The organism is Janthinobacterium sp. C22 (assembly GCF_057919405.1).
Genome location: NZ_CP193659.1, coordinates 5561647 through 5575115 on the forward strand (window position 1 = coordinate 5561647; position 13469 = coordinate 5575115).

At 64.0% G+C, this 13469-nt stretch carries 13 protein-coding genes; 12 read left to right on the top strand and 1 reads right to left on the bottom strand.

Translation table 11 applies throughout. The features are described 5' to 3' along the window. Positions 1–190 precede the first annotated feature (190 nt). On the bottom strand, positions 191–787 hold the full coding sequence (orn, locus tag ACRHIG_RS26050) for an oligoribonuclease (RefSeq protein WP_489628393.1): 597 nt from the start codon (positions 785–787) through the stop codon (positions 191–193). Between the two features lie 56 nt (positions 788–843). Between orn and ACRHIG_RS26055 the strand changes: the two genes are divergently transcribed. The 12 genes from ACRHIG_RS26055 to ACRHIG_RS26110 all read left to right on the top strand — a co-directional run bounded on the left by ACRHIG_RS26055 (position 844) and on the right by ACRHIG_RS26110 (position 13439). After that, the gene (locus ACRHIG_RS26055; protein ID WP_489628394.1) at positions 844–2124 is read left to right on the top strand and encodes a M48 family metallopeptidase; all 1281 of its coding nucleotides are present in this window, start codon (positions 844–846) and stop codon (positions 2122–2124) included. Beyond that, positions 2121–2486 carry a 4a-hydroxytetrahydrobiopterin dehydratase gene (locus ACRHIG_RS26060; protein ID WP_489628395.1) on the top strand — a complete coding sequence of 122 codons (366 nt, stop codon included), beginning with the start codon at positions 2121–2123 and terminating at the stop codon, positions 2484–2486. The genes ACRHIG_RS26055 and ACRHIG_RS26060 overlap by 4 nt, the downstream gene beginning before the upstream one ends. Next, positions 2483–3388 carry a ribosome small subunit-dependent GTPase A gene (rsgA, locus tag ACRHIG_RS26065; RefSeq protein WP_099665016.1) on the top strand — a complete coding sequence of 302 codons (906 nt, stop codon included), beginning with the start codon at positions 2483–2485 and terminating at the stop codon, positions 3386–3388. The genes ACRHIG_RS26060 and rsgA overlap by 4 nt, the downstream gene beginning before the upstream one ends. Before the next feature lie 344 nt (positions 3389–3732). Further along, the gene (locus ACRHIG_RS26070) at positions 3733–4110 is read left to right on the top strand and encodes a hypothetical protein (RefSeq protein ID WP_489628396.1); all 378 of its coding nucleotides are present in this window, start codon (positions 3733–3735) and stop codon (positions 4108–4110) included. A 180-nt stretch (positions 4111–4290) separates the two neighbouring features. Then, positions 4291–5244, top strand: a complete 954-nt coding sequence (locus ACRHIG_RS26075; protein ID WP_489628397.1) for a hypothetical protein — start codon at positions 4291–4293, stop codon at positions 5242–5244. Next, positions 5193–6047 (top strand): hypothetical protein, encoded by an 855-nt coding sequence (locus ACRHIG_RS26080; RefSeq protein WP_489628398.1) that lies wholly within the window; start codon positions 5193–5195, stop codon positions 6045–6047. Before ACRHIG_RS26075 ends, ACRHIG_RS26080 begins: the two co-directional genes overlap by 52 nt. Continuing rightward, positions 5963–7138 carry an ATP-binding protein gene (locus ACRHIG_RS26085; RefSeq protein ID WP_489630876.1) on the top strand — a complete coding sequence of 392 codons (1176 nt, stop codon included), beginning with the start codon at positions 5963–5965 and terminating at the stop codon, positions 7136–7138. Before ACRHIG_RS26080 ends, ACRHIG_RS26085 begins: the two co-directional genes overlap by 85 nt. A 283-nt stretch (positions 7139–7421) precedes the next feature. Continuing rightward, positions 7422–8342, top strand: a complete 921-nt coding sequence (gene argF / locus ACRHIG_RS26090) for an ornithine carbamoyltransferase (protein WP_475417737.1) — start codon at positions 7422–7424, stop codon at positions 8340–8342. A gap of 69 nt (positions 8343–8411) precedes the next feature. After that, positions 8412–9647 carry an argininosuccinate synthase gene (locus ACRHIG_RS26095; RefSeq protein ID WP_034759383.1) on the top strand — a complete coding sequence of 412 codons (1236 nt, stop codon included), beginning with the start codon at positions 8412–8414 and terminating at the stop codon, positions 9645–9647. A gap of 312 nt (positions 9648–9959) precedes the next feature. Further along, positions 9960–11771: a methyl-accepting chemotaxis protein gene (locus ACRHIG_RS26100; protein WP_475417736.1), complete on the top strand. Its 1812-nt coding sequence runs from the start codon at positions 9960–9962 to the stop codon at positions 11769–11771. Positions 11772–11775: 4 nt separating this feature from the next. Then, positions 11776–12231, top strand: a complete 456-nt coding sequence (locus ACRHIG_RS26105; protein WP_489628399.1) for a chemotaxis protein CheW — start codon at positions 11776–11778, stop codon at positions 12229–12231. Beyond that, positions 12228–13439, top strand: coding sequence for a CheR family methyltransferase (locus tag ACRHIG_RS26110; protein WP_489628400.1), 1212 nt, complete (start codon positions 12228–12230; stop codon positions 13437–13439). The genes ACRHIG_RS26105 and ACRHIG_RS26110 overlap by 4 nt, the downstream gene beginning before the upstream one ends. The last annotated feature ends 30 nt before the right edge of the window (positions 13440–13469 follow it).

Consider the following 13469-nt stretch of genomic DNA (forward strand, 5'->3'; position numbering starts at 1 on the left):
TCGGGGGCCATCGCCATGTCGGATTACGCTGCGCTAATCCGACCTACGCCGACCTGCGCCAGCGGTTGCAATAACCCGTAGGTCGGGTTAGCGCGCAGCGCGTAACCCGACAACACCCGGAAAGCAACCGGAGAAACCGACCAGAGCAGGTAGGTCGGCTTAGCGCGCAGCGCGTAAGCCGACAACCCCATCACAGCTTAATGAAATGCTCGCGGTAGTACTTGAGCTCTTCGATCGATTCCAGAATATCGGCCAGCGCCGTGTGCTTCTGGTGTTTCTTGAAACCGGTGGCGATTTCCGGCTTCCAGCGCTTGCACAGCTCTTTCAATGTCGATACGTCAACATTACGGTAGTGGAAGAACGCTTCCAGCTTCGGCATGCCGCGCACCATGAAGCGGCGGTCCTGGCCGATGGTGTTGCCGCACATGGGCGACTTGCCTGCAGACACGTATTTCTTCAGGAACGCGATCAGTTCCGCTTCCGCCTGGGCTTCCGTCACGGTCGACGCCTTCACCTTGTCGATCAGGCCCGAGCGGCCGTGCGTGCCCTTGTTCCAGGCATCCATCTTGTTCAGGGTTTCATCCGACTGGTGAATCACGAACACGGGGCCTTCGGCCAGCAGGTTCAAGTGCATGTCCGTCACCACCACCGCCACCTCGATGATGCGGTCGGTATCGGGCTCCAGGCCCGTCATTTCCATGTCGACCCAGACCAGGTTCATCTCGTTGGGACGTGCCGGGACGGCAGGTGCGGGGGTGGATGCGGTTAAGTCGGTCGCTTGTGACATAATTCTCTCTTGGCCTAATCAAACTAAATAATCAGCCATTTTCTCACAGGCACAGAATGTATTCACTCGCGTTTTCGATTTTGTTTGTATCCGTCCTCGTTTTGACCCTGGCCGTGCGCTTCTGGCTCGCTTCGCGGCAGATCCGCCACGTGCTGGCGCACCGCGCGGCTGTCCCGCCCGAATTCGCGGAAAAGATCCCGCTGGCCGCGCACCAGAAGGCGGCCGACTATACGGTGGCCAAGACAAAGTTCGGCCTGCTGACCTTGCTGGTCAACTATGCCGTGCTGATCGGTTTTACCCTGCTGGGCGGCTTGCAATGGCTGGCGCTGCACCTGAATGAATGGATGGGAGCGGGTTCGCCCATGCTGTACCAGATCGGCCTGATTGCCGCCTTTGCCGTCATTTCCGGCCTGATCGACCTGCCCTTCGATTACTACCGCCAGTTTGTGCTGGAGCAACGTTTCGGCTTCAACACCATGGCGCGCAAGCTGTTCTTCACGGACATGCTCAAGGGCGTGGGCCTGGGCGCGGCCATTGGCCTGCCCCTGATCTGGGTCGTGCTGACCCTGATGGCCAAGTCGGGCGGCCTGTGGTGGTTGTACGCCTGGTTCGTCTGGAGCGGCTTCCAGTTGCTGATGATGGTGCTGTTTCCCACCGTCATCGCCCCCCTGTTCAACAAATTCACGCCGCTGGCCGATGAATCCCTGAAAAGCCGCATCGAAGGCTTGATGCAGCGCGTCGGTTTCGCCTCGAAAGGCCTGTTCGTCATGGACGGCTCGAAGCGCAGCGCCCACGGCAATGCATATTTCTCGGGGTTTGGCGCCAACAAGCGCATCGTCTTCTTCGACACCCTGCTGTCGCGCCTGGCGCCGCAGGAAATCGAGGCCGTGCTGGCGCATGAACTGGGGCATTTCAAGCTCAAGCACATCGTCAAGCGCATCGCCATGATGTTCGTCATCTCGCTGGGCTTTCTGGCACTGCTGGGCTTCCTGAAGACGCAGCCCTGGTTCTATGCGGGCCTGGGCGTCGATCCCGTGGCCTTGGCCTTGACGGGCCAGCCGACGGACGCGCTGGCCCTGCTGCTGTTCATGCTGGCCTTGCCCGTCTTCACCTTCCTGCTGGGACCGTTGACCTCGCTCAGCTCGCGCAAGCACGAATTCGAAGCCGACGCCTTCGCCGCCACGCACACGCAGGCGGACGACCTGGTCTCGGCCCTCGTGAAAATGTACGAGGACAATGCGTCGACCCTGACGCCCGACCCGCTGCACTCGGCCTTTTACGATAGCCACCCGCCGGCCAGCGTGCGCATCCGCCACCTGAAAGGGGCTACGACATGAATACGCCATCGACTTCGCAAGACCTGGCCCAACTGTCCTGCGCGCCGCGCCAGCAGGCGCTGGGCGACACGGATATTGCCACCCTGCACGCCCTGCTGCCGCAATGGAGCGTGCGAAATGGCAAGCTGTGCCGCGACTTCGGCTTCAAGAATTACTACCAGACCCTGGCGTTCGTGAACGCCCTGGCCTATATGACCCATACGCAAGACCACCATCCGGAGCTCATCATTACTTACAAAACCTGCGCCGTGCGCTACGATACGCACTCGGTCAACCAGGGTGCCGGCGGCCTGTCCGAAAACGACTTCATCTGCGCCGCCAAGGCTGACCTCATCTTCCAGAGCAGCCAGGTGGCTCCATGAGCGAAGGCAAGTTGACGGGCATCATCATCGCCGCCCACGGCCGCCATTACCTGGCCGACGTGGACGGCGCCAAGCTGCAATGCGTAACGCGCGGCAAGAAAACCAATGTGGCCGTGGGCGACATCGTGCACCTGACGCGCACCTCGAACGACCAGGCCGTCATCGACCGCATCGAGGAACGCAAGACCCTGCTATACCGCTCGGACCAGTACAAATCGAAGCTGCTGGCCGCCAATTTGACGCAGCTGTTCATCGTCGTGGCGACGGAACCGGGCTTTGCCGACGACCTGATCTCGCGCTCGCTGGTGGCGGCCGACGCGGCCGGCATCGAGGCGCGCATCATCCTGAATAAAACGGACGTGACGGCCTCGCTGGAACGGGCCCGCGAGCGCCTGCTGCCGTATTCCTCGATGGGCTATCCCGTCGATGAAGTGTCGGCGCGCGCCGAACCGGAGCACGCGGTCGCCACCCTGGCGCCGCTGCTGGCGGGCCAGTCGTCGATCCTGATCGGCCAGTCGGGCATGGGCAAGTCGTCCTTGATCAACCTGCTGGTGCCGGACGCGGACATCGCCGTGCGCGAAATCTCGGCCGCGCTCGACACGGGCAAGCACACGACGACCTTCACGCGCCTGTACAAGCTCGATGAACTGGGCGCCAACAGCTCCATCATCGACTCGCCCGGCTTCCAGGAATTCGGCCTGTACCACTTGAGCGAAGGCATGCTCGAGCGCGCCTTCCGCGAATTCCAGCCCTACCTGGGCGGCTGCAAGTTCTATAACTGCCGTCACCTGATCGAGCCCCAGTGCGCCATCCTGCAAGCCTTGTCTGAAGGCAAGATCGCCAAGATGCGCCATACCTTGTACGGCCAGCTGCTGCACGAATCGGCGCAGACGCTGTATTAAGCATACGCCGCGGCACAAATAAAGCAGCAACAAAACCTCGGCGAACAAAATTTCATTTTGCCGCCGAGCTTGTTTTTCGACTTTAATTCCAAAACCATTCATCCGCCGTTTTAGGCATTTCAACGCGTCAAACCTGCCGTCCGTTGCCTGCCGCTGGCGGTGGCCAGGCGCGTTTGCTAATTTGACACCAGTCCCTGCCGGAAACCCGCCAGCGACCACACGATCTAACTCCAACCCATCCTGTCATCCTGATCGAAGGTGAGTGTCATGCATACCAAACGCTTCCTCCCCTCCTCGCCGCACTCTTCGCCCTTGCCGGCGGCACGGCCCAGGCCCAGACCGCGATGGCGCCGCAAGCCGCAGACAGCGTGCGCGTCACCTCTGGCAGCTACTATCACGTCACGGCACAGGAAGCCTTCGACATCGAGCAGCAATACCGCCTGTCGAATGGGCAACGGCTGGAAGTCCACCAGCAGGACACCCATTTCTTTGGCCGCCTGATCGATGACCGGGAATGGCAGGCAAAGCCCAGCGTGGAAATCTACCCCACGGGTCCCGGCCAATTCGTCACCAGGCAGGGCGCCACCTTCGTCTTCAGCAATGAAGGCGAGCGCGTGGTGATCGACGACGCCCAGTTCCTGCCCGGCTTGCGCATGCCTGCCGACATGCGCAGCGCCAGCACCGTGAGCGGCAGCGCCAGCATCCGCCTGGTGTCACGCTAGGCGGCGCCAACTGGAGGTGGCACGGCTGGGTAAACGCCCTGCCGTGGCGCCCGCGCGGGACGCACAATTCTGTCCTGCAGACTGAACAATTCCCCTGAATGCAGCTTACAATGCGATGACGCATGGCCTGTACGGTCGCAGGCTGGCACCACTGTTTGCGGGGAGAATGCTTGAATGGAAATGTTCGCGCTCGAACATGACGTAGCGCAGTGGGAAAGCGCATTGCTGCCGTTGCGCGGCGCCGGGCGCGTACCGCTGCTGCTGTTGCTGTCCTGGCATTTGCGCCAGCGGGATTGCAATAGAGCAAGTCAACTGAGCGAGGAAGCGCATCTGCTGCTGCCGCTGGCCGGCCTGGAAGCGGCCGCACTGGAACAGGCGCGCGCGCGCCTGCAACTGGTGCAGGCGGAGCTGGCCTGGCTGCAAGGCGCGCTCGACTCCGCGGAAAGCCTGGCCCTGGCGGCGCACGCCACCTGTGACACGCACGGCGATGGGGCCGGCTGCGCCGACGCCCACTGGCTGCTGTCCTCGATCGCCGTCGACCGCGGCGACCATGCCCGCTGCGATGCCGAACTGCGGGCGGCGGCGCAGCAAGCGCGCGGCGCCGGCGATGCGATGCGCGCCAGCCTGGCCGACGCGGCCACGGCGCGCTGGGCCGTCCTGCGCGACGCGCCGGCCGCCCAGGCCCGCTGGGGCGGCCACTTCCAGGCAGACAACGGCAGCGGCAAGCTGCCCGCGCCGCTGGCCGCCTGGGTGCACGACTTCCGCGGCTTGCTGGCGCACACCTCGCGCGACCTGGGCACGGCCGCCGGCCACTACATGCAAAGCTATGAGGCGGCCCTGGAAAGCGGCCAGCTGCGCGGCGCGATCACGGCCGCCATCAATATCGGCGACTGTTTCTCCAGCCTCAACGACAACGAATCGGCCCTCGAATGGATGCAGTGCGCGCTGGACCTGGCGCGCCCCACCGGCTGGCCGCGCAGCATCGGCGCCTGCCAGACGCATACGGCCGAAACCATGCGCAAGCTGGGGCGCCTGGCCGCCGCCGAAGACTTGCTGCGCGAAGCGCTGCACATCCTGGCCCCGTGGCGGGCGCGCGCACCTATGCCAACGCCCTGTTCCACCTGGGCGAACTGAGTCTGGACAAGGGCGACTACGACACGGCGCTCGACGCCTTCAGCCGGCTGGCGCAGCGCGCCGAAGCGCTGGGCCAGGCCGATTTCCGCAGCATGGCGCAGCGCGGCAGCGCCCATGCGCTGTCTTACCTGGACCGCCCGGACGAAGCGCTGCAGGCGGCCGAACGGGCTTGCCAGCTGGCCACCGCGCAGGGCGACGCCATGCACCAGGTCGCCGCGCTGCGCGTCCTGTCCATGCTGCATGCCCGCCACGACCTGCCGCCGCCGGCAGGCATGCAGGAACGCAATCCCGCCCTGCATTTCCTGCACCAGGCGCTGCAGGTGGCCGCCTCCATCGACGGCTATGTGCCGCCCGGCGAACTGCTCGATGCGCTGGCGCGCGAATACGCGCATGCGGGCGACTATGCGCGCGCCTACGATATCGCCCTCGACGCGGGCGTGGCGCGCGAAAAAGCCACACCCAGCAAGCGAGCAACCGCGCCACCGCCATGCAGGTCTACCACCAGACGGAACATGCGCGCTCGGAAGGCTATCATCACCGCGAACTGGCCGCCTCCGAAGCGCGCCGCGCCGAAGTATTGCAGCAGACCAGCGATACGCTGGAGCGGCTGTCGGCCATCGGCCAGGAAATCACCACCCACCTGGACGCCAGCGCCGTGTTCCAGGTCCTGGACCGCCACGTGCATGCCTTGCTGCCAGTCAATACCTTCGCCGTCTACATGCTCGATGCGGCGGGCACGGCGCTGCGCCGCGCGCACGGCATGGAGGCGGGCCGGCCCCTGTCCGACAACGCCATTCCACTGAGCAACCCACGCGCCTACTCCGTGCGCTGCCTGCTGGGCCGGCGCGAAGTGTATATCGACCAGGTGCCGCCCAAGCGCCACGCCTACACCGTGCCCGGCACCCTGCATAACCAGAGCGTGCTGTACGTGCCCCTGACGGTGGGCGAGCGCGTGCTGGGCGTGATGACGGTGCAGGCTTGCCATGCCCACGCCTACGGTGAACGCGAACGCCTGATCTTCCGCACCCTGTGCGCGTATGGCGCCATCGCGCTCGACAATGCCAGCGCCTACCGGCAGCTGCAAGACGCCCAGGCGCAGCTGGCGTCGCAGGAAAAACTGGCCGCCCTGGGTTCCTTGATGGCCGGCGTGGCGCATGAACTGAATACCCCGATCGGCAACAGTTTATTGATCGCCAGCACCATGCAGCAAAAGACGGAAGACGTGGAACGCCTGATGAACGGCCCTGGGCTGCGCCGCTCGGACCTGGCCGCCTACATCGAGGATGCGGGCAAGGCGTCGGCGCTGGTGATGCGCGGCCTGCACAGCGCGGCCGACCTGGTCAACAGTTTCAAGCAGGTGGCCGTCGACCGCACCACCGAGCAGCGGCGCCAGTTCGACCTGCAACAGGTGAGCAATGAAATCATCGCCACCGTCATGAACCGCATCCGCAGTTCGGGCCACCGCATCGAGATGGAGATCGACTTCGGCATCGCCATGGACAGCTATCCGGGTCCGTTCGGCCAGGTGATCACCAACCTGATCAACAACGCCCTGCTGCACGCCTTTCCCCTCGCGCCCAACGATGGCGCCGCCGGCGCGGGCTGCATGCGCCTGTCCGCCGCGCCCGATGGCGCGCGCGTGCGTATCGTCTTCGCCGACAATGGCGGCGGCATCGCCGAACAGCATCTGTCGCGCATCTTCGACCCCTTCTTTACCACCAAGCTGGGCCAGGGCGGCAGCGGCCTGGGTTTGTCGATCAGCTACAACATCGTCACGGCCCTGCTGGGCGGCACCATCCAGGTGGCCAGCAGCCCCGCCGGCACGCGCTTTACCCTGGACTTGCCCCTGGTGGCGCCCCAGCTGGACGGGGCCGCGCCCGCCAGCATCTATTAATCCGCCGCCCTTTGCCCGGGCGCACGCTTGCCTATACAAGTACGCGCCCGGACGGTCTTTCCAATCTAAAAGCAAAACCCTTATAATTGAACGGCTGAAGTACTTGCCATTGCATTATTTTCAACTTGGCAAACCGCATCGGCCCGCGCGACAAACAGGCGCGGGCACCGATCAACACAGCAGCGCGCCGGGCGAGGCAGTCATCAGACGAGATGTTGTACGCTGATGCAACCCGGCGGGAAAGGCACGCCGCCGGCGGCCTGCGCATCTTCAAGTGGTCATTATGTCGACAAAAAAACCGATCAAGCACTACCTCCAGTTCTCCGATTTCACGTTGGAAGAGTACGAATATGTGATCGAACGCGCCCATCTGATCAAGCGCAAGTTCAAGAATTACGAAATCTACCATCCACTGATCGACCGCACCCTGGTGATGGTCTTTGAAAAGAACTCCACCCGCACGCGCCTGTCGTTCGAAGCGGGCATGCATCAGCTGGGCGGCGCCGCCATCTACCTGAACACGCGCGACTCCCAGCTGGGCCGCGGCGAGCCGGTGGAAGACGCGGGCCAGGTCATGTCGCGCATGTGCGACATCATCATGGTGCGCACCTTCGGCCAGGACATCATCGAGCGTTTCGCCGCCAATTCGCGCGTGCCGGTGATCAATGGCCTGACGAATGAACACCACCCCTGCCAGGTCTTTGCCGATATCTTCACCTACATCGAACACCGCGGCTCGATCGCCGGCAAGGTCGTCGCCTGGATCGGCGACGCCAACAACATGCTGTACTCGTGGCTGCAGGCGGCCGAAGTGTTCGGCTTCCACGTCAACGTCTCGACGCCGAAGGGCTACGACATCGACCTGTCGCAAGTCAAGACCGAGCGCTACACCTTCTTCGCCGACCCGTCCGACGCCTGCGCAGGCGCGCACCTGGTCAACACGGACGTGTGGACCAGCATGGGCTATGAAGCGGAAAACGCGGCCCGTATCGCCGCCTTCGACGGCTGGATCGTCGATGGCGCGAAGATGGCCCGCGCCGCGCCCGACGCGCTGTTCATGCACTGCCTGCCCGCCCACCGCGGCGAGGAAGTGGCCGCCGAAGTGATCGACGGCCCCCAGTCGGTGGTGTGGGACGAGGCGGAAAACCGCTTGCACGTGCAAAAAGCGCTGATCGAATACCTGTTACTGGGTAAAATCCACTAATTCGCCTGGCACTGCATAAAACCTGGCAGCATCGCAATACATACATCGACAACGACAACTGGAAGCAATATGAGCGACATTAAAAAAGTAGTCCTGGCCTATTCCGGCGGACTCGACACCTCCGTCATCCTGAAATGGCTGCAAGATAACTACCAGTGCGAAATCGTCACCTTCACGGCCGACCTGGGCCAGGGCGAAGAACTGGAACCGGCGCGCGCCAAGGCCATCAAGTTCGGCATCAAGCCGGAAAACATCCATATCGAAGACGTGCGCGAAGAATTCGTGCGCGATTTCGTCTTCCCGATGTTCCGCGCCAACACCGTCTACGAAGGCGAATACCTGCTGGGCACCTCGATCGCCCGTCCGCTGATCGCCAAGCGCCTGATCGAAATCGCCAACGCCACGGGCGCCGACGCCATCTCGCACGGCGCCACCGGCAAGGGCAACGACCAGGTGCGTTTCGAACTGGGCGCCTACGCCCTGAAGCCAGGCGTGAAGATCATCGCCCCATGGCGCGAGTGGGATCTGCTGTCGCGCGAAAAACTGCTGAAGTACGCGGAAGACGCCGGCATCGAAATCGACATGAAGCACAAGAACGGCGGCGCGCCGTACTCGATGGATGCCAACTTGCTGCACATCAGCTTTGAAGGCCGCCACCTGGAAAACCCGAGCGCCGAAGCGGAAGAAACGATGTGGCGCTGGACCGTCAGCCCTGAAAAGGCGCCGGACGAAGCGGAATACCTGGACATCGAATACGAAAAAGGCGACATCGTCGCCATCAACGGCGTGCGCATGTCGCCCGCCACCGTGCTGGCCGAACTGAACAAGGTTGGCGGCAAGCATGGCGTGGGCCGCCTGGACCTGGTGGAAAACCGCTACGTCGGCATGAAGTCGCGCGGCTGCTATGAAACCCCGGGCGGCACCATCATGCTCAAGGCCCACCGCGCCATCGAATCGATCACCCTGGACCGCGAAGTGGCCCACCTGAAAGATGACCTGATGCCGCGCTACGCGTCGATGATCTACAACGGCTACTGGTGGGCGCCCGAGCGCGTGGCCCTGCAAACCCTGATCGACCACACGCAGGAAACCGTGAACGGCTGGGTACGCATCAAGCTGTACAAGGGCAATGTCATCGTCGTCTCGCGCGACTCGAAGACCGATTCGCTGTTCGATATGAACATCGCCACCTTCGACGAAGACGGCGGCGCCTACAACCAGGCCGACGCCGGCGGTTTCATCAAGCTGAACGCCTTGCGCATGCGCATCGCCGCCATCGCCCGCGAAAAACGGGGCCAGAAGTAATTGCTGGCAGGGAGGCACCGCCTCCCGCGCCCGCCGAAAGCCGCCCACGGGCGGCTTTTTTACGTTTGAAACGCACTCGGCCACGATTTACGGCCCTGCACGCACCCGGATCACCCCCATTTTGCTGTCCCCGTGGCAAAATGCTACAGTGCAATTTAGAGCACCTAACATAACCTACTGCGCGTCGCGATTTGCGGCCTGCGATGCTCACTGTGCATGCGCACAGTTGCGCTTCTCAGCCGCAACTCGCTGCCGCTCGCTACGGTTCTGTTAGGCGCTCTTAGTCGAAAACTTCCCGCTTCCGGAGCCACCATGTTCAAAGACCTGAGTATCAAGAATAAACTGTACCTGGGCTTCGGCTCCATCGTGGCCATCATCCTGATCCTGCTGGGCGTGGCCTACAACAGCTTTGCGCGCCTGTCCGAGGCCAATGCATGGGACCGCCATACGATGGAAGTGCTGGTCGAGATCGACAAGATTCACAATTCCATCCTGCAAATCCAGGTGGAGGCGCGCGGTTTCATCCTGACCGGCAGCGAAGCCTCGCTGACGCCGGAAACCGATGAAACAGGGGTGTTGAGCCAGCACACGCAAAAAGCCATCGCCATGACGGTCGACAACAAGGTGCAGTCGGAACGCTTCCGCAAGATCGACCAGCTGACCAGCACCTGGGTCAAGGAGTGGATCCATCCCCTGATCGAGAAGCGCCGCGCGCTGGGCAATGCGCCGGGCGCCACGGAAGCGGTGGCGCGCACCATGCCGCCGACCGGCTACCCGGCCGTCGCGCAAGCGAACAAGCTGCTCGACGAAGTGGCGGCGGAAGAATCGCGCCTGCTGGCAGAGCGCACGGCCACCACGGCAAAATTGCAGGAAACCATGATGCTGACCCTGGCCCTGGGCGGCCTGCTGTGCGTGGTGCTGGCGCTGGGCATTTCCTACCTGCTGGGCCGTACCATCCTCGGCCCGCTGAACAGCCTGACGGACGCCGTCGGGCGCATCGCCGGCGGCGAGCAAAGCGCACGCGCCGCCATCCTCTCGCGCGACGAACTGGGCAAGGTGACGGAAGAGTTCAACCGCATGGCGCAAACCATCCAGGACAACCAGGCCAACGAACTGGCCGCGACGAATAGCTTGCGGGCCAAGGTCGATTCCTTGCTGGAAGTGGTGTCCAAGGCGGCCTCGGGCGACCTGACGGGCAAGGTCGGCATCACGGGCAGCGACGCTATCGGCCAGCTGGGCAACGGCCTGGCGAAGATGTTCGAAAACCTGCGCAGCCTGCTCAACAATGTGCAAAAGGCCGGCATCCAGGTGACGACGTCCGCCACGGAAATCGCCGCCTCGGCGCGCCAGCAGGAAGCCACGGGCATTGAGCAAGCGCAAACGAGCGTGGAAATCCTCAGCACCACCAAGGAAATCTCGGCCAACACGAGCCAGTTGCTCAAAACCATGGAAGACGCCACCGCCGTGGCCGACTACACGACGAATGCGACCGCCGAAGCGCAGAATAACCTCAAGCGCATGGATTCGACCATGCAGCACATGGTTTCGGCCACCGATTCCATCAACGCCAAGCTGGCCGCCCTGTCGGAAAAGGCCAGCAATATCAATAGCGTACTGATCACCATCACGAAAGTGGCGGACCAGACCAACATCCTGTCGCTGAACGCCGCCATCGAGGCGGAAAAGGCGGGCGAGGCGGGCCGCGGCTTCTCCGTAGTGGCGACGGAAATCCGCCGCCTGGCGGACCAGACCTCCGTTTCCACCTGGGATATCGAGCAAATGCTCAAGGAAATGCAGTCGGCCGTGTCCGCCAGCGTGATGGGCATGGATAAATTCTCGGAAGAAATTCGCCGCAGCGTGGGCGAGGTACGCCAGGTGGCCGAGCAGCTGTCGTCCGTGATGGACCAGGTACAGAAACTCACGCCGCAATTCGACGCCGTGCTGCAAGGCATGCAGTCGCAAGCGATCGGCGCCTCGCAGATCTCCGACACCATGATGCAGCTCAACGACGCCACGCAGCAGACGGTGGAGTCATTAAAAGCCACCAGCGAAGCGGTGCACCAGCTGCAATATGCGGCGGGCGACCTGCAGTCGAGCGTGTCGACCTTCGCCGTCACCATCTGATCCCATGAAAGTGCTGCTCTTTCACATCGGACGCGACCGCTACGGCCTGCCCCTGGCCGGCATCGTGCGCGTCCTGCCGCTGCTGGAGCTGAAACAGTTGCCGCTCACGCCAGACTACGTGGCTGGTCTGATGGACTTGCACGGCACGCCCGTGCCCGTGATCGACCTGTCGCGCCTGGCAGGGCTGGCGGCCGCCGCCGCGCAGTTCGACACGCGCATCGTCATCGTCGACTACCGCGCGCCAGGCGGCGCCACGCACACGCTGGGCTTGCTCGCTTCGCAGGTGCGCGGCATCGCCGATATCGACCCGCAAGGGCTTGAAGACAGCGGCGTGGCGACGGCGCCCTTCCTGGGCCAGGTGGCCAGCGATGCCGACGGCATCGTGCAGCTGGTCGAGCTGGAACACCTGCTGCCGCCGGACGTGCGCGCGCTGCTGTTTCAAGACGCGAGCGCGGCATGACGGCGCAAGCCCTGCTGCGCCGCGCGACCGGCCTGTCGGTGTCCAAATCCGTGGCCGAGCGGGCCGTCAACCAGCGCATGGAGCAGACGGGCTTCAGCGATAGCGAAGCCTATCTGCAGGCGCTCACGCCGGCTGAAATGACGCAATTGATCGAGCTGGTGGTGGTGCCCGAATCGTGGCTGTTCCGCGATCCGCAGGCGTTCTACGCCACCGTCGAACTGGTGCAGGAACGCTGGACCCGGGGACGCGCCACGCGCATCCTGTCGATTCCGTGCGCGGGCGGCGAGGAACCGTATTCGATGGCCATGGCGCTGCGCGACGGCGGCGTGCCGAAACAGGCGTTCAGCATCGACGCGTATGACCTGAGCCCCGGCTGCATCGAGCGGGCGCAGGCCGGCGTGTACGGCCGCAACGCCTTCCGCGCGCAGGACGTGGCCTTCCGCGAGCGCTATTTCACGCACGTGGCCGACGACGCCTACCGCATCATCGACTCCCTGCGCGAACAGGTGACCTTCAGACAGGGCAATCTGCTGCAGTTCGATACCGCCACCTACAGCCGCCACTACGACGTCATCTTCTGCCGCAACCTGCTGATCTACTTCGACAAGCCGACCACGCGCGCCGCCATCGCCAATCTGTCCGCCCTGCTGGCCGACGACGGCATGTTGCTGGCCGGCTATGCGGAAGTGCCCTCGTTCTGCCAGAACGGCTTTGCGCCGCTGCAGTTCCGCCAGGCCTTCGCCCTGAAGAAGGAAACGGCGGCGCCGGCCGGTCCCGCGCAGGTGGCGCCGCTGCCTGCCGCGCGTCCCCTGCGCAGCGTGCCGCCCGCGCCAGGGCGCCCCCGGCAGCCCCCTCTTCCGCCGCGCCCGTCCCGCCGGCGGCGCCGCGCACGCGCCCCGTGTCCGTGCCGTCGCCCGCGCCGGCACCGGCCGCGCCAGCCGATTTGCTGGCCGAGGCGCGCCTGCTGGCCGACCGCGGCCAGTTGCGCGAGGCCGGAGAGAAATGCCATGCCCACCTGGCGAGAGTTCCCGAGGCAGCGGAAGCGTATTTCATGCTGGGCATCATCAATGAACTGGCCGGCAAGATGGACCTGGCCGACGACTACTGGCGCCGCTGCATCTACCTGCAGCCCGACCATTACGAGGCGCTGTGCCATCTGGCCCTTCTGGCCGAACGCAATGGCAACCACACGGCCGCCGCCACCCTGAAGGCGCGCGCGGCGCGCATCTACCAGCGCC

Coding starts and splice junctions, on each gene's coding strand:
- ACRHIG_RS26095 (WP_034759383.1), top strand. CDS start 8,412: ATGAGCGACATTAAAAAAGTAGTCCTGGCCTATTCCGGCGGACTCGAC.
- ACRHIG_RS26100 (WP_475417736.1), top strand. CDS start 9,960: ATGTTCAAAGACCTGAGTATCAAGAATAAACTGTACCTGGGCTTCGGC.
- ACRHIG_RS26060 (WP_489628395.1), top strand. CDS start 2,121: ATGAATACGCCATCGACTTCGCAAGACCTGGCCCAACTGTCCTGCGCG.
- ACRHIG_RS26085 (WP_489630876.1), top strand. CDS start 5,963: ATGCTCGATGCGGCGGGCACGGCGCTGCGCCGCGCGCACGGCATGGAG.
- argF (WP_475417737.1), top strand. CDS start 7,422: ATGTCGACAAAAAAACCGATCAAGCACTACCTCCAGTTCTCCGATTTC.
- ACRHIG_RS26075 (WP_489628397.1), top strand. CDS start 4,291: ATGTTCGCGCTCGAACATGACGTAGCGCAGTGGGAAAGCGCATTGCTG.
- orn (WP_489628393.1), bottom strand. CDS start 787: ATGTCACAAGCGACCGACTTAACCGCATCCACCCCCGCACCTGCCGTC.
- ACRHIG_RS26105 (WP_489628399.1), top strand. CDS start 11,776: ATGAAAGTGCTGCTCTTTCACATCGGACGCGACCGCTACGGCCTGCCC.
- ACRHIG_RS26070 (WP_489628396.1), top strand. CDS start 3,733: ATGGCGCCGCAAGCCGCAGACAGCGTGCGCGTCACCTCTGGCAGCTAC.
- ACRHIG_RS26055 (WP_489628394.1), top strand. CDS start 844: ATGTATTCACTCGCGTTTTCGATTTTGTTTGTATCCGTCCTCGTTTTG.
- ACRHIG_RS26110 (WP_489628400.1), top strand. CDS start 12,228: ATGACGGCGCAAGCCCTGCTGCGCCGCGCGACCGGCCTGTCGGTGTCC.
- rsgA (WP_099665016.1), top strand. CDS start 2,483: ATGAGCGAAGGCAAGTTGACGGGCATCATCATCGCCGCCCACGGCCGC.